16 protein-coding genes and 1 pseudogene are annotated in these 20,786 nt (G+C 55.2%); 11 read left to right on the top strand and 6 right to left on the bottom strand.

What is annotated here, in order from left to right; genetic code table 11:
* Positions 1-18 precede the first annotated feature (18 nt).
* Positions 19-1,992, top strand: a complete 1,974-nt coding sequence (locus OKC29_RS17920) for a sensor domain-containing protein (RefSeq protein WP_073351502.1) — start codon at positions 19-21, stop codon at positions 1,990-1,992.
* 68 nt (positions 1,993-2,060) lie between these two features.
* Here OKC29_RS17920 and rraB read toward each other — a convergent pair whose 3' ends face one another.
* Positions 2,061-2,408: a ribonuclease E inhibitor RraB gene (rraB, locus tag OKC29_RS17915; RefSeq protein WP_073351504.1), complete on the bottom strand. Its 348-nt coding sequence runs from the start codon at positions 2,406-2,408 to the stop codon at positions 2,061-2,063.
* A 485-nt stretch (positions 2,409-2,893) separates the two neighbouring features.
* Between rraB and OKC29_RS17910 the strand changes: the two genes are divergently transcribed.
* The 3 genes and pseudogenes from OKC29_RS17910 (at position 2,894) to OKC29_RS17900 (ending at position 7,527) form a co-directional block, all read left to right on the top strand.
* A complete protein-coding gene (locus OKC29_RS17910; protein ID WP_232090980.1) occupies positions 2,894-5,107 on the top strand; it encodes an immune inhibitor A domain-containing protein in 2,214 nt (737 codons plus the stop codon).
* Between the two features lie 645 nt (positions 5,108-5,752).
* Positions 5,753-5,891, top strand: a pseudogene (locus tag OKC29_RS17905) (transposase); the annotation flags it as partial.
* A 16-nt stretch (positions 5,892-5,907) separates the two neighbouring features.
* Positions 5,908-7,527 (top strand): diguanylate cyclase, encoded by a 1,620-nt coding sequence (locus OKC29_RS17900; protein WP_050490563.1) that lies wholly within the window; start codon positions 5,908-5,910, stop codon positions 7,525-7,527.
* Positions 7,528-8,058: 531 nt separating this feature from the next.
* Here the strand turns inward: OKC29_RS17900 and OKC29_RS17895 are convergent.
* From OKC29_RS17895 to OKC29_RS17885, 3 genes are all read right to left on the bottom strand, one after another.
* The gene (locus OKC29_RS17895) at positions 8,059-9,039 is read right to left on the bottom strand and encodes an IS5-like element IS5 family transposase (RefSeq protein ID WP_000019402.1); all 981 of its coding nucleotides are present in this window, start codon (positions 9,037-9,039) and stop codon (positions 8,059-8,061) included.
* A 68-nt stretch (positions 9,040-9,107) separates the two neighbouring features.
* On the bottom strand, positions 9,108-9,908 hold the full coding sequence (locus OKC29_RS17890) for a PilZ domain-containing protein (RefSeq protein ID WP_162275766.1): 801 nt from the start codon (positions 9,906-9,908) through the stop codon (positions 9,108-9,110).
* A 73-nt stretch (positions 9,909-9,981) separates the two neighbouring features.
* Positions 9,982-10,257 carry a HEPN domain-containing protein gene (locus OKC29_RS17885; protein ID WP_223954878.1) on the bottom strand — a complete coding sequence of 92 codons (276 nt, stop codon included), beginning with the start codon at positions 10,255-10,257 and terminating at the stop codon, positions 9,982-9,984.
* Positions 10,258-10,912: 655 nt separating this feature from the next.
* Between OKC29_RS17885 and OKC29_RS17880 the strand changes: the two genes are divergently transcribed.
* The 7 genes from OKC29_RS17880 (at position 10,913) to OKC29_RS17850 (ending at position 16,216) form a co-directional block, all read left to right on the top strand.
* Positions 10,913-11,461 (top strand): hypothetical protein, encoded by a 549-nt coding sequence (locus tag OKC29_RS17880; protein WP_123785038.1) that lies wholly within the window; start codon positions 10,913-10,915, stop codon positions 11,459-11,461.
* Positions 11,458-11,760, top strand: coding sequence for a YkvA family protein (locus tag OKC29_RS17875; protein WP_029304363.1), 303 nt, complete (start codon positions 11,458-11,460; stop codon positions 11,758-11,760). The genes OKC29_RS17880 and OKC29_RS17875 overlap by 4 nt, the downstream gene beginning before the upstream one ends.
* 22 nt (positions 11,761-11,782) lie before the next feature.
* Positions 11,783-12,403, top strand: coding sequence for a hypothetical protein (locus OKC29_RS17870; protein ID WP_073351514.1), 621 nt, complete (start codon positions 11,783-11,785; stop codon positions 12,401-12,403).
* Positions 12,400-12,834: a DUF2787 family protein gene (locus OKC29_RS17865; protein WP_043130272.1), complete on the top strand. Its 435-nt coding sequence runs from the start codon at positions 12,400-12,402 to the stop codon at positions 12,832-12,834. The genes OKC29_RS17870 and OKC29_RS17865 overlap by 4 nt, the downstream gene beginning before the upstream one ends.
* Positions 12,835-13,493: 659 nt before the next feature.
* Complete coding sequence (locus OKC29_RS17860) at positions 13,494-14,735, top strand: tyrosine-type recombinase/integrase (RefSeq protein ID WP_073351516.1); 1,242 nt, start codon at positions 13,494-13,496, stop codon at positions 14,733-14,735.
* A 284-nt stretch (positions 14,736-15,019) separates the two neighbouring features.
* Positions 15,020-15,913, top strand: a complete 894-nt coding sequence (locus OKC29_RS17855; RefSeq protein WP_073351518.1) for a helix-turn-helix transcriptional regulator — start codon at positions 15,020-15,022, stop codon at positions 15,911-15,913.
* A gap of 126 nt (positions 15,914-16,039) precedes the next feature.
* Complete coding sequence (locus OKC29_RS17850) at positions 16,040-16,216, top strand: hypothetical protein (RefSeq protein WP_005348328.1); 177 nt, start codon at positions 16,040-16,042, stop codon at positions 16,214-16,216.
* Positions 16,217-16,662: 446 nt separating this feature from the next.
* Here the strand turns inward: OKC29_RS17850 and OKC29_RS17845 are convergent, their stop codons facing one another.
* Both OKC29_RS17845 and OKC29_RS17840 read right to left on the bottom strand, forming a co-directional pair.
* Complete coding sequence (locus OKC29_RS17845; RefSeq protein ID WP_162275767.1) at positions 16,663-19,041, bottom strand: DUF927 domain-containing protein; 2,379 nt, start codon at positions 19,039-19,041, stop codon at positions 16,663-16,665.
* A gap of 38 nt (positions 19,042-19,079) precedes the next feature.
* Complete coding sequence (locus tag OKC29_RS17840) at positions 19,080-20,237, bottom strand: tyrosine-type recombinase/integrase (RefSeq protein ID WP_162275768.1); 1,158 nt, start codon at positions 20,235-20,237, stop codon at positions 19,080-19,082.
* Positions 20,238-20,786: the final 549 nt, after the last annotated feature.

Below are 20,786 nucleotides of genomic sequence, written 5' to 3'. Positions count from 1 at the left end.
TCCCCCGTGAGTGTCTGTGTGAACTCCTTGCTCACCCTGCCCCTGCTGCAGCAGATCATCGACCAGCTACCCATGAATATCTTCTGCCGGGATACGGATGGGCGCTACCTGTTTGCCAACCGCGCCTTCACGGAGCAGGCGGGCCTGCCGCAACCGACGGATCTCATCGGCAAGACCGATGCCGACATGCCCTGGGGCGACATCTTTCGGGAAGAGGATCTGCGCCTGCTGGCGGAGGGCAAACCGCTGCTCTATCAGCAGCTGCACTGCAGCAGCGGTGATGCCACCAGCTGGATGGAGATCCACAAGATCCCGCTCTACGACGGGCACGGCAAACCGGTGGCCCTGTTCGGCATGGTCAATGAAATTGGCCAGCGCAAGGAGCTGGAGCAGACCTTTCGCCAGCAGCAGCTGCTGCAGCGCCGCCTGCTGGACGCCATCCCGGATCCGATCCGGCTGGAAGACCACCAAGGTCTGCTGATCGACTGCAACCAGGCCTTTCTCGACTTCATGGGCATGGTGGCGAGCGAGGCGCTCGGCCAGCGGGTCGCCCACCGCCTCTCCACCGAGCTGCCGATGGGGCGCGGTGAATACTGCCTGGTGGACGCCAACGGCCAGGGCCGCCATCTGGAAGTGACCCGGGTCGATGTGCCGGACGACGAGGGCAACTCCCTCGGCATCCTCACCCTGAGCCGCGACATCACCGGGCTGCGCACCACCCAGGCCCAGCTGCAGCAGGAGCAGCACTACGACAGCCTGACCGGCCTGCTCAAGCTCTCCCACTTTCTGCAGACCAGCCGCCATCTCGGCGCCCGCAAGGCCAGCCTGGTGCTGGTCGATTTACAGCACTTTCGCGAGATCAACGACCGCTTCGGCATCCGGGTCGCCGACCGGCTGCTCAATCAGGTGGCCCGCCGCCTGCAACAGCTGGCCCCGCCCCAGTCACTGGTGTGCCGGGTCGCCGCCGACGACTTTGCCATGCTGCTGCCCGAGCTGAGCGAGCCGCTGACCAGCTGGAGCCGCCGCCTGCAGGGGGCGCTGATGGTGCCCTATCAGGTGGAAGAGCACAGGATCCAGATCCCGGTGTTCCTCGGCATCGCCCACGGCAAGGCCAACGACGCCGAACGCCTGCTGAGCCACGCCGAAGCCGCGCTGGCCCAGGGCAAGCGCCAGCAGCAGCACTGCACCCTGTTTGATCCCGAACTCGATGCCAAGCTCAAGCGCCGCCAGCTGATCGCCGCCCAGTTGCCGCTGGCCATCAAGTCCGGCCAGCTGACCGCCGTCTACCAGCCCATCATCAGCACCCGCACCAGCCAGCTGCACGGGGCCGAGCTGCTCTGCCGCTGGCCCCACCCCGAGCTCGGCATGATCTCGCCCGACGAGTTCATCCCGCTCGCGGAAGAGCTGGGGCTCATCGGCCTGCTCGGCAGCCACATGCTGGAGCAGGGCTGTGCCCAGCTGGCCCACTGGCAGGTGGCGGCGCCGGATCTGGTGCTCTCCATCAACCTGTCGCCGCTGCAATTTCGCGACCCCGAGCTCTGCCCGCAGATCTTCGCCTGCATCGAACGTCACGGGCTCGCCCCCTGGCAGCTGGAGCTGGAGATCACCGAAGGGGTGCTGATGGAGAATGCCGACGAGATTGAGAGCAACCTGGCCAACCTGATCGAGGCCGGCTTTCAGCTTGCCATCGACGACTTCGGCACCGGTTACTGCTCGCTGGCCTATCTGCCCAGGCTGCAGGTGGCCACCCTCAAGCTGGACCGCAGCTTCACCCAGGGGCTGGCCACCAACCAGGCGACCACCGCCATCGTGCGCTCCGTCATCGGGCTGGGCCACGAGCTAGGCATCAAGATCACCGCCGAAGGGGTGGAGACGCAGGAGCAGCAAGCGTGGCTGGTGCAGGCCGGCTGCGATCGGCTGCAGGGCTACCTGTTCAGCCGCCCCCTGCCCCCCGCCGATTTTGCCCGCAGTTACCAGCTGCCGGAGCAGTAAGCCAGCAACAACAAGGCCACCCGAGGGTGGCCTTGTTGTTTTTGCAAAGCATGCTTTATCTGGCGCAATTACTCCTGGAAGTAGGTGCCCCAGCCGTCGTAATCCACACCGTATTTCTGAAGGATAGGCAGCATTTTTTCGATATCGGCGACTATGGTCTCGATGTCCAGCTTGCACTCGGTGGTGGCATCGAAGCAGAAGATGGTGGCGCCGTCATCCAGCTCCATCTCTTCGGCATCGGTCACTTCGAAACCGGCCTTGAACAGGTCGACCGCCGCCTTCTCCAGCAGATCGAAATCCTGGCAGGCAAAGTGGTGCTCAATCTCGTATTCCAGATCCGGGTTGCTGCCATCGGCCAGCAACTCGTTGACGATGGCGGTGGTCTCTTCGCGCCACTCTTGCATATCAAGACTCATATTAACCCCAGATGCGACTGTGTTGGTATCAAATGCCCGCGCGGGCGAGCGCCGTATCGGCTGTGCCCCTGCCCCGCAGGCATGGTTGCGGCAAAGCATACCCGCACAGCCACCTAGGCTCAATGCGGCAAGCCAAGATAAGCAGCTGGCGGCGGCCACCCCAAATGGGGTGCCATCACAAAAGGTTAATAAAGCGTAATCTTTTGCCGGGAATGAACTGCTCCACATGGAGCTTCAGCGGGACAAGGGAAAACCGCACAACCCCCGCAACAAGCCGTTTGAAATCAGCAGGATCCACCAGCGGCACCCCGGTGACAAAGACCATGGACGAGGTGTATCAAGGGACGCGGGCGGAGCACTGCCCGTACGGAAAGAGGAGCCAGCCAGGCTCCCTTTTTATCATGTGAAGGAGCACATAGATAATGCCTAAAAAAACAATAATGAGCCTGCTTGTCGGCTCAACCCTTATGATTGGAAACCAGGCCATGGCCGCCCCGGTCCACGGTCCGTTCGATGCCCCGCTGGCCGACGAGGTGAAGGTGCTGGAGATGCTCAAGAAGAGCGGCCGCATCCCCACCCTGGCCTCCCCCGAGCAGGAGCAGGCGGCCCTCGCCAGCTACTATCGCGAGAAATCGCGGGCCTATCAGGGCAACAGCGGCACCCTGGCGGTGAAAGAGGGCAAGGTGCGCGAGACCATCCTCAAGAAGATCCGCCTCAACGGCACCGCCCGTCCCGGTGATCGGGTGCCTACCCTGCTGCTCAAGGCCATCGAGCGGGAGCACTACCAGGGCCAGATGCGCAAGGACAAGATCCTCGCCATCCTGGTGGACTTCCCCGACTACCCGAAGAACAGCGTGCGCCCCGAGCTCACCAAGATGTACTACCCGGATTACACCCCGGCGCACTACAACGATCTGCTGTTCTCGTCCAAGGGCTATGCCGGCCCGAACGGCGAGCGGTTCATCTCCATGCGCCAGTTCTACGAGCAGCAGTCCGGCCAGAGCTACAGCGTGCGCGGTCAGGTGGCGGGCTGGTATACCGCCGACAAGAACGCGGCCTACTACGGCGCCAACGCTACCCCCAACACCATCCGGGAGCTGGTGAAGGAGGCGCTGATCCAGGTGGCGAACGACCCTGCCATCGATCTGGCACAGTTTGACCAGGAGGATCGCTACGATCTCAACGGCAACGGCAACCGCAACGAGCCGGACGGTCTCATCGACCACCTGATGATCTTCCACTCCAGTGTCGGCGAGGAGGCCGGTGGCGGCGATCTCGGCGAAGACGCCATCTGGGCTCACCGCTGGAATCTGGGCGCCCCCTACCCCATCCCCGGCACCAGCAGCCCGAGCCAGAACTTCGGCGGCCAGTTTGCCGCCTACGACTACACCATCCAGCCCATCGATGCGGCGGCCGGGGTCTGCGCCCACGAATATGGCCACGATCTGGGGCTGCCGGACGAGTACGACACCAAATACACCGGCAAGGGGGAACCGGTGGCGACCTGGTCCATCATGTCCTCCGGCTCCTGGGCCGGGGTCATCGGCGGCACCGAGCCGACCGGGTTCTCCGCCTGGGCCAAGGAGTTCCTGCAGGCCTCCCTTGGCGGCAACTGGCTGCACGGCAGCAACGTGCAGCTCGCCGATCTCAGCCCCCGCGGCAACGTCTACATGCTGGATCAGGCCAACGACAAGGGGCGCAACGACGACGTGGTGCGTATCAACCTGCCGGCCAAGCAGATCCCGCTCAACCCGCCCTACGCCGGCCAATACCAATACCACGGCGGCAAAGGCAACAACCTCGACAACCGCATGAGCCTCAAGCTGGACCTGAGCGGCAAACAGAGCGCCAGCCTCGGCTTCAAAGCCTGGTATCAGATTGAAGAGGGGTACGACTACGCCCGGGTGCTGGTCAACGGCCAACCCATCGCGGGCAACCTGACCACCAGCGACGATCCCAACGGGGTGGGCTTCGGGATCGGTATCACCGGCAACTCCAACGGCTGGACCGATGCCGAGTTCGATCTCACCCCCTGGGCCGGTCAGCAGGTCACCCTCACTCTGCAATACCAGAGCGATGGCGGCGTGGCCGAAAACGGGCTGTTCGTGGACGAGCTGCAGATCCTCGCCGATGGCGACACCCTGCTGAGCGACGGGGCCGAGGGCAGCTCTGCCTTTACCCTGGCCGGCTTTGTGAAGAGCAACGGCAACGAGGCCAAGGATCACTACTACCTGGCCGAGTGGCGCAACCACGCCGGGGTGGACAAGGGGCTGGCCCACATCAACGTGGCCGACCAGCTGATGCGCTACGAGCCGGGCATGCTGCTCTGGTACGTGGACAACAGCCAGGCCAACAACTGGGTGGGTGTCCACCCGGGTGAAGGCTTCCTCGGGGTGGTGGATGCGGATCAGCGCACCATCAAGTGGAGCGACGGCGCCGTGGCCGGCACCCGCTACCAGATCCACGACGCCACCTTCAGCCTGGGCTTCCAGCAGCCACTCAACCTCAAGCACCCGAGCGGCTCCCTGCTGCGCGACTTCTGGATCACCCCGAACCGGGTGTTCAAGGATTCCCGCAGCTACCAGAGCAAGGAGATCCCGGATGCCGGTCGCCTGCTGCCCGAATACGGGCTCAAGATCAGCGTCACCGGCCAGGCCCGTGACATGAGCACCGGGCGGATCATCGTCAGCCGCCACTGAGCACGACAGTTGTGAGCAGGGGGCCTCAGGCCCCCTTTTTTTATCTGCTGACCTGCCGCCCAGGATGAAAACGGGCCAAACAGCCCAACAAACGCCCTGATTGCTCACTTGTCGAGCGAACAGTCCGACTATCTGCGCCCTGCGGTTGACACATCCGTTCAGAAAGGGTTTAATGCGCGCCGTTGCCCAGATAGCTCAGTCGGTAGAGCAGGGGATTGAAAATCCCCATGACAGTTTCCATACCACAGCTCTGGATAGCACACCCCACAAGGCTTCGCTTTCAATGCGAGGCCTTTTTGTTATGCGTCTCTGGTCAATCTCTGGCAAGGTTGCTCACCGAGCTCGGGATTAATAATCCCCGCCTCCTGCTCCGCTGCTTCATCTGACAACCGATAGCAAAGTACGCCTCCCTCCCCTGAAATGACTCCCACTTCTTACAAACAACACGTGCCCTCTGAATCGCCCCTACTTTCCCTGCCAACTCTACGTTATACAGGTTGTGTCGTGAGCCGAATCCCGGTTATCGCAGAGGGGCTGCTTCCCGGACAGTCATGGAAGATACTGTGGACCCCATGGCCCTCATTGAGGTATCCTGATTTTCACAGACAGTCCCGATTGTTACGATGAGACAATCGGGGGTATTGAATGAAATCGAGAGAACACTATTCACCAGAGTTTCGGGCAGAGGCGGTTCGACTGGTGTTGGAGCAAGGCCTTGGCCAAGCTGAAGCCGCCAGAAGGTTGGGTATTGCCAAAGGCACACTGAGCAACTGGGTGGTTGTATCCGAGGAGCTAGACAATTGGCCTTCTTTGACATCGATATACCAACTGCAATCAAACTGTGCGCGATGGCCGACCTCTCGATAGTTGCACTGTTGTGGCTATATCGCTATGAGGGGGGATCAAAACGCGCGCTCTCTTTCTTTGTCTCCGGCCAGTTCCTGAGAGCGCTCGGGATGTCGCTTATCAGCTTTCGGGGCATTATTCCGCTGCTGCTATCAGCCCATGTCGGTAATATCCTCGTCTATATCGGAATCGCACTCGAAATATTCGCCTTCACACTGATCAGCCCCTCGCGCTTTCGCCTCACAGAGCCACTCATCGCGGTCGTCGTGACAGGAGCACTGCTGTTTGCGAGCATCGATTTCCTGTATCCGGATCAAGCGGTCGCCAAAACACGGTATGTTCTCGTCTCCAGTCTCGTGATTAGTAGCCTGTATGCTCTGGGAGGGTTGAGCTTGTTCGGCGCCACGTGTTCGTCGCGGCTACGGAAAGGGCTAGGTGCGATCTTTATCGTCCTGGCGCTGTGTTTCCTTGGCCGTCTCCATCCATCATTTGCCCATGGAATGAACATTTTCACACCGGGATTGATCCAATCACTGACCTTTGTTGCCATCCTCATCGCGGCTATCGTTTGCGGTATAGGTTTCATGCTCTTGATGCACGAGGCTGCGGACAAGGCCCTCCGACTAGCGGCTACGACGGACGCGCTCACCGGACTCGCAAACCGGCGACGGTTCAACGAGGTTTTGAACACCGAGTTTTTCCGGCTCAAGCGATCCGGGGCGCCGCTCTCCCTGATCATCCTAGACGTGGACTACTTCAAGCGTTTCAACGACCGCTACGGACATGTCCAAGGGGACGAGTGTCTGAGGGCTATCGGCCAGGCGATCAAGGCTTCCGTCCACCGGCCCCCTGATCTCGCGGCCCGGTTAGGTGGCGAGGAGTTCGTGGTCATCGCGCCCGAAACGGGCGCCAATGGAGCACTGGCTCTGGCAGAACGCATTCGCCATGCTGTCACCAGATTGGAGATTCCCCATGAAGACAATACGGCCGCCCCTCATGTGACGGCTAGTTTGGGCGTCGCAACCTGCTATGCGAACGAACTCGAAACCCCCGAAAGCCTTGTCGAGCTCGCAGATCAGGCACTATATCAGGCTAAGCATTCCGGACGAAACCAGACGCAGATCCGGCTCCGGCAAGAGGATGAAGTCGGCAAGAGGCCAGGGTTCGTGCGCTTGCTCTGGAATGATATGGCCGAGAGTGGTCATCCCCGACTCGACGAAGAACACAAGGCTCTTTTCGATCAAGCAAACCTTCTGCTTTCAGCCATCGCGGACGGACAAACCAAGGCGGAGTGCCGGGTTCTTCTGGATCGGACAATGGAGATCATTGCCGGTCATTTCAGGGATGAGATCGAACTCATCGCCACCACGCCCTTTCCTGATATCGATCATCACCGCCGATGCCATCAAGCGCTTCTAGGAAAAGTCGTTAAAATGTCCGAGCGCTTTGACCACGACGAGCTCTCGATCAGTGAGTTGTTTGGCTTCCTAGCCCACGACGTCATCGTTCAGCATATCATGGGCGAGGACAGAAAATTCTTCCCCTATCTTCCGACGCCGGATCTTGAAGGCTGAGTTGCCACGATTGGCACAATCATCCTAATTGCTTAGGGTGGCGCTGAATTATGAGCAGCAAGCGCTCCTGAATCAGGTGAGTTCCATGTTCTGACAATCCAGTGATGTCAGTTCCTGCTGCCATGGTGATGATTGCAAACCTTGTTATGGGCCAGGAGGCCGTTGTTAAAACAGCTCGGTCCTTATTTCCTCTGGTTGAGGCCGCACAAATGATGAAGCGACCGCTGACTTGTTGACACAACGTATCCAATTACACGAGAAGACGGCTTGGATGCTACGTAGCCTACTTGAGTAATTGCTTAGTGATGTCAGATATGATTAGACCACTACATTCGCTTTCCATACGCAAGATAAACTAATGAGTAACCACGAACGGACCCCCCTAGGGAAGGTGCGAATAAGCGGGGAAATTCTTCTCGACTGACTCAGTCATTTCATTTCTTCATGTTTGAGCCGTTTTTTCTCCCGTAAATGCCTCGAATCAGCCTATTTAGACCGTTTCTTCGCCATTTAAGGCGTTATTCCCAGTTTTTAGTGAGATCTCTCCCACTGACGTATCATTTGGTCCGCCCGAAACAGGTTGGCCAGCGTGAATAACATCGCCAGTTGGTTATCGTTTTTCAGCAACCCCTTGTATCTGGCTTTCACGAAGCCGAACTGTCGCTTGATGATGCGAAACGGGTGCTCCACCTTGGCCCGGATGCTGGCTTTCATGTATTCGATGTTGATGGCCGTTTTGTTCTTGCGTGGATGCTGTTTCAAGGTTCTTACCTTGCCGGGGCGCTCGGCGATCAGCCAGTCCACATCCACCTCGGCCAGCTCCTCGCGCTGTGGCGCCCCTTGGTAGCCGGCATCGGCTGAGACAAATTGCTCCTCTCCATGCAGCAGATTACCCAGCTGATTGAGGTCATGCTCGTTGGCCGCGGTGGTGACTAGGCTGTGGGTCAGGCCACTCTTGGCATCGACACCAATGTGGGCCTTCATGCCAAAGTGCCACTGATTGCCTTTCTTGGTCTGATGCATCTCCGGATCGCGTTGCTGCTCTTTGTTCTTGGTCGAGCTGGGAGCCTCAATGATGGTGGCATCGACCAAGGTGCCTTGAGTCATCATGACGCCTGCTTCGGCCAGCCAGCGATTGATGGTCTTGAACAATTGGCGGGCCAGTTGATGCTGCTCCAGCAGGTGGCGGAAATTCATGATGGTGGTGCGGTCCGGCAAGGCGCTATCCAGGGATAACCGGGCAAACAGACGCATGGAGGCGATTTCGTACAGAGCATCTTCCATCGCGCCATCGCTCAGGTTGTACCAATGCTGCATGCAGTGAATGCGTAGCATGGTTTCCAGCGGATAAGGTCGCCGGCCATTACCAGCCTTGGGATAAAACGGCTCGATGACTTCCACCATGTTTTGCCATGGCAGAATCTGCTCCATGCGGGACAAGAAAATCTCTTTTCTGGTCTGACGGCGCTTACTGCTGAATTCACTGTCGGCGAAGGTGAGCTGATGACTCATGATGAACCCTTTTTAATGGCTCCAAATGACAAACATGATCTCATATCAGGGACTTGTTCGCACCTTCCCTAGGCGTTATCGTGAGACTCGTCAGAGCCATAACGAGCAACCATTATTTGCCCATTGAATTCAAGATATGTAAACAAGTGCTTACCACTTTCAATACCAAACGAATCAAACTTGACTCCATACACAATAGAGCCAAGTAGCTTTTGTTGATTACATATACATCCACTAAGAGTCATGTTTTTCCCTATTTCAATATCATCAAAGAATATTTGAATTTCTTGACCCATTTTTAAAGGTATTGAAAAATGCTTTACTATAAAAGCACATCCATATGTTGATATATCGATAAGCTTAAGTGGTAACCTTACTCCCTCACCAACGATAGACCATCCAAAAATAGAGACTGGATAACGAGCCTCCTTGCGGATACGATTCACTGTAATATATTCTGGCACATCAGTTGTTATAATAGCTGGCTCGGTTCCAACCTTATCAATCACTCCATCAAAATAAACGATGGAGCCAATTCCTTTCTCACATAAAACGGAGGCATGAACTTTGTATCCGGGGTGGCATATAGAAAGCATCTCATCCCGACTGGCTGATGGGAAAGAAAAGTACAGGCGGGGCTGTCTATCCATACCAACAAAAAAAGCAGAAAGTCTTTTTGTCGTTCCTGTAGGTTGTCTAATTTGTATTCCCGCCTTACTAGAAGGATTAAGGTGTAATAAGATATCAGACCCAATAACAATGTACCCAGAGTCCTTTATTTCCCTCAGTTTCTTTTTTACAGTTTTCACTGGCACCTCATATAAAGAAAAACATATTATTGCATGTGACATCAAAAAAATATTCTTCAAATCATATTTCATATTCCAGGGCGAAGTTAATAACTATTTTTATCTGTATGCCACCACAGCCAGGATATGATACTCAGGATTCATACAATTCACATAGCTCAACCTGCAGTTTTTTCAGGATGAAATTTCCGACATAGCTACCGGCGACAGCAGCAAGGCGCTTTTGGACACCTTCTGTTACTCGGTCTTCTACGTATGTTTCCCATGCCGTTAGTGCCATGACCAGCCCCGCGCGCTTCAAGACTTCGGCGTTTGGTGGCGGAGGATTTGCGTTCATGGCGTCAAAGTGAGCAAGGAGTTCTTCGGCGTCTTTTATTCCGTGCTCGAATGCGGTTTTGGCAAGGGACATCTTGTAATCTCTGACAGTGATTAGATGGAAGGCGGTACTAATCCGTTAACAGAGCCTTCCATATAACTCCGCCCCATTTTCATCACCGCCAAGCAAAAATCAAAATTAAATCATAGCATTACCAGTCTACCTCTGACGCTCAAACGCATTCGTTTGCCCCCCTATATTTGCGCTATCACTACCACTGTATAAAAAAACAGCTGACAAGTCAGTCCACTGGGATAATCGCTGCCTCCTAACGTGGTCGCATGGCTCCCGAGTTGTGCCTAAGCTACCGCTCCTGAATTACAACCTTCAGTCTGCTGTTTTTTACCTAGGGCGTTTCTCCAGCCTGGCTCATGGGTGATTCAGGAGAGGCAGTTCCAAACGATTACCCTAGCGCTTCAGATAGATGACACAAAAGAGGGGAATTGTAGTTTTCTGAGCAAGATCAACAAACTAATCCGCATTAGAGGGTGATGGACAGCATCAACACGCGGGAAGCCCTCACTTTCCCTGCATGGCCTTTTTCAAAATCACCGCTCATCCGCTATCAATTGCTGGTCATCCTGATTTCCTGCTCTCCCATTCCCGTAAAAGCCCAATCCTCAAACATATATGAATCTCTGGATAACCCATGACCATTCCGGTCCGGGAACATCCAAGGAGAACATCCATGTCTGAACTTTCATTGTTCGATGCCATTGGCGAAGGCAAAAACGCGACTCAGGATTATCTGGATACCCTGTCGCGAGCACTGCTACGCCATCATCAACTGGTCAAAGCCATCCGCATCCACGGTCGTTATGTACCGGAATCCTTGCCAATGCCCGGTCTGCCGGTACTGGTCGCCATCTTCAGTCACACCAATACCTACACCTTGCACCAACTGCCCTCGACTCAGATAGGGCAGTTGGTGCTGTCGATTGCTCGCTTCTCCGGTCAGGCCACCCATGACCTGGACAACGGCATCTTTGAAGAGGTGTGGGAAATGGGTGACAGCAGCTTCACCACGGACAGCGCCGAGCAGGCCGTCTACTGGTTGCCGTTACCGGAGCGCTGGATTGCTCTGGAAGGCACACAAGTGGCGCTGCACGATAAAGACCATCCGGTGTTCAAGTTGCTCAACGTCACCGCCCGGAACTCTGGTCCGGTCCTGGATATCTGCGATGGCGTGGTCAGTCTGGCGCTGGAGTCAGACTGGGATGGGGAGTGGGCCGCATGACCGAGATAAACCGCTCCTCGCTACTCGCCAAGCTCAAACACATCAAGGGCATGAAGCTGCTGGTTGAGCAGGCCGTCTTGCTCTACCTGTTGATGGCCGACGAGCAGACGCCTGTGTGGGTCAAGACCATCGTGGTCAGCGCACTCGCCTATTTGCTCTGTCCGGTCGATGCCGTACCGGACTTTATCCCCGGCGTGGGTCTCACCGATGACCTGGGGGTCATTAGCGGTGCCATTGCCTCGTTAGGCAGTCATATCCATCAAGGTCATCGCAGCAAAGCGGCTGACTTCTTCAAGTAACCCCTTCAGAAGGAATTTCATTATGGCTAAAGCCACACAACCGGCAGCGTCGGCTGCTCCGGTCTGGACTGTTATTAAATCCGCTAAGGCACCGAAGATAAGCGCACGGGCCAGTGGTTTGCTGCACTACGATGTGGGCAAGAATGATGAGGGTCGCTACGCCCTTCGCATTACCGCCAACGACACGGGCGGCCTGTTCAGCAAGCACTGGTTATCGCTCGATGACATCCTGGCACTGCTGGATATCCTCAAGGATGCGCCATTCAAATCGGTAGCGCTCAAGGCGCTGTTTGTTCGAGGCAGTGCCAATAACCACGGTTTCCTCGCCGCCATCCTGCGGGCTGAAAAGTTACTGGTGGCCGCCGAGCCCAACTCGCCGTTCCACCGGGCCGGTCTCTCTCTCAGCGACTGGTCTACTCAGCTGGATGAACCAGTCAATATGGATAAACAGGCTCGCAAGGGAAAAGCCAAGGGGCAGAAGGGCCAAGATGACATGACCGATGAGATAACCATCGAGAAAGGCAATGAGCCCCCGTTTTTGGAAACAGCCAACGACCAGGCCGGTTTGTCAGACAAGATGGATGAGACAGGGGGTGAAGTTGAAACCGTAGACCCGGCGGCCAGTGAGGAGGCCCAACAATGAGCAACCGTGACATAGCACTGAACTGGCAGGGGCTCCCTCTGCCGGTTTCACGCCAGTTCGCAGTATGTCTGACCGACCTGCTGAACACGCACCATCCCACATGGCCCCAAGCCCGTGCTGTCACGATGAACTTTCGTGATCCGGGTTATGGTCCGGAGAGTGGTGGCTTTCATCCGGTGGAAATCCGTCTACAACGCCGAGGAAATCTATGGTCCTTGGTCTATATGACGGACTTTTCCTATGTCGGCATGGGTGACTATGCCGAATTGGCTAAGGAGGTTGATTTTGACTTCTCAAGCCAGGAAGGGCTGATTGCCTATGCGCATGTGGTGCCGTTGTCTGAGTTGGGTGAGTTCTATGAATTATGGGAGGGCAATTTCCTCACCTACCTGTCGCTGGGTGTCTATGCGATCACGGTAGCCACTGAATGATCCCTCCCTATTAATGCGCAAATTTCGCGGGTTCACGGGGTTGGCGTCGATTTACCCAATCTCTCCAAGGGAAAAACGCGCCCCGTTACCCCCCCGCTCACACGGGGCGGGCACGGGGCTCGCCGTGAATACGCGGGGCAACCCGACCTATTCATTAACTCCCCCATTATTTCCGCAAATTTCGCGGGTTCACGGGGTTGAGATGGAAAAGCCCAATCACTCAAAGGGAAAAACCAGCCCCGTTTCCCCCCGCTCACACGGGGCGGACACGGGGCGGACACGGGGCTCGCCGTGACATTGCGGGGCAACCCGACCTATTCATTAACTCACCCATTATTTCCGCAAATTTCGCGGGTTTACGGGGTTGAGATGAAAAAGCCTAATCACTCAAAGGGAAAAACGCGCCCCGTTTCCCCCCGTTTGTGCGGGGCGGACACGGGGCTCGGTAGCATTTTTACGGGATCGGACCGGGTAGCGACCGGGGCGGCCATCTGTTCACTCACCTTTCCCGCGTTGTCATCGTGCCGGGCCAACCAGGCCAAGGCGCGATGAGCAACGACCACTTCAATCGCCAAGCCAGAGACGGGGATTAGGCCTCCTTTCCACTGTGAAGGGGGCCTATGCCGTGTCTAACCAGCTCACATGTTGAGGAGCGAACCATGAACGAAACACCTACCCGATTTAAATTCACCAATCGACGGATTGCCGATCTGCCCCCAAACCCAGATGACGCCCGCAGTACCGAAGCGGAGTATTCAGATACCGACGTGACCGGTCTGCGCTGCCTGGTGGGCAAAGGGGAAGGCCGCCGCAAGTTCCTGCTGCGCTATCAAATACATGGACGCAAGCGGGCCATTGCCCTGGGGCACTATCCCGCGTTGGATGTCAGCGCGGCTCGTAAGCTCGCGCTCGACTACAAACGCAAGATCGCCGAAGGCGTTGACCCGCAACAAGCCAAGGAGGACAAGCGTAATCAGAAGACCCTGAGCAATTTGTTTCAGGAAGACTATCTGCCCTATCTGCAATCACGAAATCGCAGTTGGAAGACGGATGAACATCGCTTCCGTAATCACCTACGGCCAATCTTCGGCAACCTGATCCCGGAAGAGATCACCGTTACCCGCATCCAGAACATGCAACAGATGTTGCTCAAACGCCTCACCCCGGCCACCTGCAATCGCGTTTTGGCATTGCTCAAGGCCATCATGACCTGGGCAGCCCGTGCCGGACTGATCAAGGACAATCCCGCCGCCTTGGTGTCGTTGCTGCGAGAGAACAATCGGCGCGAACGTTACTTCACTCCAGATGAAATCCGTCGCCTGTTCCGGGCCGCTGATCAACATGAGAGTTTTTATACCGGTCAGTACGTCAAGATGTTGCTGCTCACCGGCTTGCGCCGGGCTGAGCTGGCAAGGGCCAAATGGCAGCACTACAACAAGGAGGACAAGACCCTATACATTCCACACACCAAGAACGGCCATAGCCGTGTATTGCACCTGAACCATATGGCGGTGGAGCTGTTGAACTACTTACCGGTGACACAGGGAAATCCCTACCTGTTTCCAGGCAAGCGGCAAGGGCAGCCATTGCAAAATCCCACCAAGGGGTTTCAGCGGATGCTGGTGCGGGCCGGTATAGATAAAGAGGGGGTCTGCCTGCACACCTGTCGCCATTCGGTCGCGGCGCTGATTGTCTCCAACGGCGGCACCCTGTTTGATGTGCAATCCCAGCTTGGGCACCGGAGCAGTCAGACATCACTGCGTTATGCTCACCTGCATAACACTCGGATGCAGCAGACCAGCCAGAAAATAGCCAACTGCATCCATGATGCCCTGACCAGTTCAGTACCATCCAAGCCGCTGCCGCTTCCCGAAGAGGGCGAGTGGGTTCAGGCCAGCTAGGTATGTCGGTATCTCATCCAGTGGTGAGATACCGATATTGCTGTTTAGCAGCCCAATGATCCGTTTTCAGCGACCGTCCCGACAAACCGCTACACAAAACCTGTCGTGGCTTATGAGCCTTCTCAACCGCTCCTCGCCAGTTGATAACAAAACCCCTCACCTGATGACAAAAGCCCATCGCCGATGATGGGTTTTGCGAAAAACTGCCTACCAGCCAATTCGTCACGCCGTGTCGCGGCCTGTTTGGATAATCCGCAACACGGTTATTCCCCTTCTGTGATGGTATGCACGAACACGACAAGATTGCTCAGCGCCTCGGTATGCTCCTCACCCGCCTGTACAGCGGTGAGAAGCTGCACCTAAGTGATCTGGCCATCGAGTACAACGTCACCGTGCGCACCCTGCAGCGGGATTTCAATCAACGCCTCAGTTATCTACCGATAGAGCACCGCAACCAGCAATACTGGCTGGATCCTGAGTTTCTCAATCACAAGAACGACAAAAAACTGCGAAAGCTGGCCGAGCAGTTGGGTATCACCGACTTGTTCCCTCGTGCCAGCGAACATCGTCTGGGTCAGCTGCTGGACAGAGGCAACCCCAGTCTCTTCGCCATCAAGGGGTTCGATGGTCAATCAGCCGACTCACTCATTCACCAGATACCGGTATTAGAGCAGGCACTGACCCAGCACCTGCAATGCTGGCTCATCACCAAAGACCAGCGCAAGCAACTGTTTAGCCCCTATCAGCTCGTCAACTACAAAGGCACCTGGCACTTGGTCGGCGTCAGCGAGGGGCGGTTGCAAGCCTACCCGCTGAGCTCCATCGCGCTGGTTGAGCTATCGCAACAGACCTTCATCCGCGATGCGCTTATTCAACGACAAATCGATACCGACCCGACGCTCTGGCGCTCCGGCATGATCGAGGTGCTCCTCAAGGCCAGTGCCTCCATCGCCATCAACTTTCAGCACCGCCCATTGCTGCCCGAGCAGGAAATCGTCAAAACCCTGGATGACGGTGCGCTGTTATTGAGCAGTCGCGTGCTCGATGCCAATCAAATTCTGCCCGTCATCAAGTCCTGGATGCCGGGGCTCACTGTGATCTCGCCCGGATTTATCCATGAGCAGATCGTCCGTGATTTACGCCATCTATTGACCCTGATGAGTCAGGCTCCGCCCTGACCAATTTGTGACAAAGATCCCAGTTTATACATCTGGCGACAGCGCCTGACATGCCGCGACACCACCTGTCGCCGCTGTTTTGCATTGTCGTCAACCATCAAGCAGTAGCAATCCAAGGAGTAATACATGAGTAAAATGATCCAAATGAAAGAGTCCACGGCAAAGCGCGAGGTTAAGCAGGAATACGGCCTGACCGAAACTGATGGTCAGACGTTCTGGGATCGGGTTAACCGGGTGATCGGTGAATCCCGAGAGGAGATTGATGAAGGGGACCGCGTTCCCGCTGGATATGAAGTATATTAATCCAGCGAAATAAACTAACTCCTGTTTTATGAAGATGGATTTCTGAGCGATATCTGCCACGAAAGCTCGGAAGTGAAGAGGTCAGGGCCAGTCGGTTCTGGCCTCTTTTTTAACCGTTTGACAATACCTGCTGATGCAGGAGGACTGCTTGGGATCTCGTCACTGAACTGCACCGGTATCTCCCCCCACGGTGAGACACCCGTATCGCGGTTTAGCGACCCAATGAGCCGCTTTAGCCTCACGGCTCTCCAAACCTCCACAACAAGATCATCCTGGCCTTCTCGGCCTGCTGAAACGATCCTCCCCTTTCTGGCCGTAGCATCGGTCAACCACCCCATGACTGACAAGTATTCGCTGCCCTGAGTAACTGTGTAGAGACCACGGTAATTTGCCACCGGATCCCACAAAGCAAGGGGGCCAGTTCGCACTGGCCCCCCCTTCATCTTTTAGAATTTTTCGACATCTACCGGTATCTCTGACATGTCTGGTGAGGACTCAACCATCACGCACCCCGTCTCGCTCGTCGCGCGGCGGGTGAAACTTGGAGCAGGAGGTTCGGATGCTGCTGATGCCTCCGTCTCGCACACCCCACCATCGCTTGAGGGCTGCGAGGGAAGCCAATCACCACCACTAAACAACTTGTTCAAGTCGAACGAATAGCACGGTACATCAGCATCGCCTATGGTGAAGTTTTTGGCATAGCGATCTTTTGCATATCGATCAATGTAGTTGTTTGCGTACAACCACTTAACGACTTTGCCACGGTTGTTTACCACTAGGTCATCAAGAATGGCCTTGCGAATGTAACATCTACCGTTTTCAGTGAACCCCCAGTACTCTCTTGTCACATGAGCAATCCGTCCTTGATTCAGTTTATGCTGGTTCTTGGCCACCTTACCCATAAACTGCAATGCCTCTCTGGTGACATCATCCATGATGCCTCCCATTGACATGAGCCACCGTCGGAAGCATACCAACGCTGCATTATCCACATACGCCACATCAAACGGCAGAATACCTAACTCAACGGCCAATCGCCCCGCTGCCATTGCGTTTGCGAAGCAGCCAGCACCACGATCAGCAAGAGACGGAGGGGTTTCTAATCCCGAGCGACTCATCAGCCACTCTTGGCACTCTTCACGCTTAGCAGCAAAGATAACCGCTAAATCAGCAGGGGTATCGATGTCTGGCATATTCAACAGAGCCTGAATATATGCAGGCATCGCCGTACCGTAGTACTGAGAGGCTGCGGCTTTTAAGCCATTCACCCGGCGACGAGTCAGCTCAAGGCTTTCATCCGCCAGCGCGACATCCTCCGCCATCATCTCAATATCCATCACTCTGACAAAAATCCCTCCCTTGGTGCCCTCCTTGCTCCGCTCAAGCTTCTCCTTCATGGACTCTTCCCCCGAAGAAAGACCGCAAACCACAGAACTTAATGGGCTCTGATTGCATGTCCCATTAATGTTACTACGCAGTCTGGACTGCCCCCCGGTCGCCGCATAGACGAACTGAAGTAGATCGCGGCTAGACAACGAACCTACCTCATCCAGACAGATACCAATACCAGTCCGTTGCTGAAACTTGGCGATAAGCCCAACCAACGTTGCATCCCATTTCACAATGGCCGTTGCCGGTCCACCACTCGGATCGGATGCAACGCCCGACACGCTTTGCGCCACTTGTAGAAGGGTCGTTTTGCCACAAGAACTTGCACCAAAGAAGTGACAAATCATGGTCCCAATATTCGATAACGTCATGAATACATTGGCTAGAGATACCATGATTGCAAAGAGCATAGTTGGTGACTCTTTGACAGGAAGCGCGACGTTCTCTTTCCACTCCAGCAACGTTCCATTCGAGTGGATAGCGTCATGCTCACCAAGAGCAGACACCAGTTCGTGCTGAGGACCACTATAGCCCGCTTTGTAAATTGACTGACCAGGCCAGAGATAGCAGAGATCTTCACTATCAAACCCTGCTTGTTGATGCAGACGGACCACGCAAAGACCTTGGATACTGATGCTGGCGTGCATGTATGACAGCAGCCCATCTTCCCGTGCCCCAGGGCATTCAATCCCAGCTTGGTATAGCTCGGCCTTCACTGCTTTGTATTCATGAATCACCCTATCGAAGAATAGGTCGATGCGCTGGCATTGCTTTCGCTCATCCAGATACATGAAACGAATGCCACTAACGGCTGCACTGTCAGCTCGGAGTATTGATACCGGCAGCAATGGCTTACCGAGTATCGTTTTTGGCTTGCCATGATCGCTAGCCAATTTCCCCCACGGGAACATCGCAAAGCCATCAGGGATAAGCCTCGAATGAACCGGTTTTTTCATCTCCGGCTCAGACCTAGAAAGCACCACACCATCTGGGTCACACACAGTCCCATCAGAGGCTACCGAGCAACGCCCCTCCTTGTACAACGTGTATTCTGCTGAACACTGATCCAGCATAAGCAGTTCACGCCGAACGAGAGGGTTATATTGAGTCTCGTCATCAGGATATGGCTGACAACATTCGTGCTGTTCGGACAATGGGCTCACAGCATCGGGGGCAATATTCGCTCGATGAGCATCACCATGGTGTGCATCAAGGTTCGTTTCCTCCACCAGTAACGGCAGCGAGTCAGGAGCGACTGCAGGGTGCGATTCTGGCGCAGATGCCCCCTGATCCGAGTCCGGTACCGAGTCTGCCGGCGGTACAACCTGATTAGCAATATCGAGGGAACCTAGTGAGCCCCTTCTTTGATGCGTCCTATCAGTAATGAAAAGATTCAGTTTACCGTTATTATCTTTTTTGGAACGATGCATAATCATTAATGGGGGAGTCTCCCTCCCCCATCTCCTAAAGTTTGTTAGCAGGTGAGGTTGGGGAGGTCCCATACGGTGTGAAGTACGTCGACGGCCTTGACCAGCGTCTTATCGTGGTGCCTAGCGTACCTTTCAGTCATCCGAGGAGAGCTGTGGCCTAGGACTTTCTGCAATACATCGAGCGAACAGCCCTTGTTCAGCAGTGAGGTCGCGACTGAATGCCTCGCATCATGTATGCGTACCCCCGATAATCCGCAATCATTACAGACGTGGTACCAGTAACGGCGGGGCTCCGACATCGGAGAGACACCATCTTGGCCTCGAAAAAGCAGGCCGGTCGTGCCATGGCGCTGGCGCTGAAGTTGAACCAATTCAAGGGCGAACTGATTAAGCGGTATAAGCCTTTCTCGGCCAGACTTACTCGTCGGTAGAAAAGCGATCTGAGTGGTGAGGTTACAATCCTGCAGCTTTAGAGCTCTGGCTTCTCCCATCCGGGAGCCCGTTGCGAACAGGAACAGCAACAGACGAGCCTTTTCCTCGTCAATGTCTTCCATCAAGCGAGCGACCAGCTTATTGACTGCCTCATCGGGTAAGCCTTTGGGAGGCAGGACAGGCTCGTATTTGGCGGGAATACCTGCTGCGGGAGACGCTTTGAGTATGCCGCGCTCCACCGCGAAGGTCGCAATAGCCTTGATCTGTGCTAGGTAGCGATTCACCGTAGCAACAGATTTGGTTTTTGCTTGCTCCGCTTGAAAGCGCTCGATGTCATCACGAATGACACGGTTCAGTGGCTTGTGCCCTAAAGCTGCCACGATTGGCTTTATACGGGACTTTATAGTCCTGATAGAACGATGAGTTTCCTGCACTGCGGGCAGGTAATGATCATAAATGAAGCGCTCTACCGATAAACTAGCGCGATAGGCTTGCTTGAATCCATCAGGATCGGTGATGAGCTCCGCCATCAGTTTACGTGCTTTATCGCGCGTCACTTTGAGGCTAGCCTCACTGGTGCTCGCGATCTTAAACCGATAACGCTGATTGTTTCTGTGCACATTGAAGTAGCCGACCCTGGCACCAGATGTATATGTGACCCATGCGAGCCAAGGGACGTACTCGTCTTTCACCTCTTTTTGTTTGGAGACGTGTTCTCCACACGACCCCAGCCTGCTTTTAGCAGTTGGCGTTGACACTTCGCTGCTCACAACTACCTCTCTAACCATAGCCGCCGGGATTGACGGTTATGGGAGGCATTTTGCATTTTCATAGCCAAAGAACAACTGCACAAAAAACAATCAGAGTATTGATATTTAATACATTTTTTATGTTTGAAGACTCTGGATGCCGCCTGGAGAAGGCGATTCTTAGGCAAATATCAGATCGCCTTCTGGAGACCGACTTTCTGAATCTCGTGACAAACTCTCCTGATTTGCTGGGTGATCGTGATTTGCCACTCCGAAAAAGTTTGTCGATTGAGCCCTTTTGTAAGGTGTAACCAAGATTCGATTTTGTGATGTTAGTCACAATAAATTTGAGTTCACCCCGCCGAAACACCATCACTTCTCTTCTTCACAGGGACGCTGAGGAGCTGACGACCGGAGGTACAGAGGCAGCGACACAGCAAACCCTGTCTGGTCAATTTCTGGTAACTTTTCAGCGCACAAAAAACATGCACATTAGTTCATCAGTTTTTTGCCAAAAAGTGGGCTCATTTGTTGGGGGCTCGGGGTGGGTGAGAGAGCGAAAAGGTAATT

Origin of the sequence: Aeromonas sp. QDB34, from assembly GCF_027705405.1 — a bacterium.
GTDB lineage: Bacteria > Pseudomonadota > Gammaproteobacteria > Enterobacterales > Aeromonadaceae > Aeromonas > Aeromonas hydrophila.
This window is presented reverse-complemented; position numbering and strand designations above follow the sequence as displayed.

Bases quoted from the DNA above. Each gene is read 5' to 3' on its own strand.
- rraB (WP_073351504.1), bottom strand. From the start codon at position 2,408: ATGAGTCTTGATATGCAAGAGTGGCGCGAAGAGACCACCGCCATCGTC.
- OKC29_RS17910 (WP_232090980.1), top strand. From the start codon at position 2,894: ATGGCCGCCCCGGTCCACGGTCCGTTCGATGCCCCGCTGGCCGACGAG.
- OKC29_RS17895 (WP_000019402.1), bottom strand. From the start codon at position 9,039: ATGAGTCATCAGCTCACCTTCGCCGACAGTGAATTCAGCAGTAAGCGC.
- OKC29_RS17885 (WP_223954878.1), bottom strand. From the start codon at position 10,257: ATGTCCCTTGCCAAAACCGCATTCGAGCACGGAATAAAAGACGCCGAA.
- OKC29_RS17880 (WP_123785038.1), top strand. From the start codon at position 10,913: ATGTCTGAACTTTCATTGTTCGATGCCATTGGCGAAGGCAAAAACGCG.
- OKC29_RS17875 (WP_029304363.1), top strand. From the start codon at position 11,458: ATGACCGAGATAAACCGCTCCTCGCTACTCGCCAAGCTCAAACACATC.
- OKC29_RS17870 (WP_073351514.1), top strand. From the start codon at position 11,783: ATGGCTAAAGCCACACAACCGGCAGCGTCGGCTGCTCCGGTCTGGACT.
- OKC29_RS17865 (WP_043130272.1), top strand. From the start codon at position 12,400: ATGAGCAACCGTGACATAGCACTGAACTGGCAGGGGCTCCCTCTGCCG.
- OKC29_RS17860 (WP_073351516.1), top strand. From the start codon at position 13,494: ATGAACGAAACACCTACCCGATTTAAATTCACCAATCGACGGATTGCC.
- OKC29_RS17855 (WP_073351518.1), top strand. From the start codon at position 15,020: ATGCACGAACACGACAAGATTGCTCAGCGCCTCGGTATGCTCCTCACC.
- OKC29_RS17850 (WP_005348328.1), top strand. From the start codon at position 16,040: ATGAGTAAAATGATCCAAATGAAAGAGTCCACGGCAAAGCGCGAGGTT.
- OKC29_RS17845 (WP_162275767.1), bottom strand. From the start codon at position 19,041: ATGATTATGCATCGTTCCAAAAAAGATAATAACGGTAAACTGAATCTT.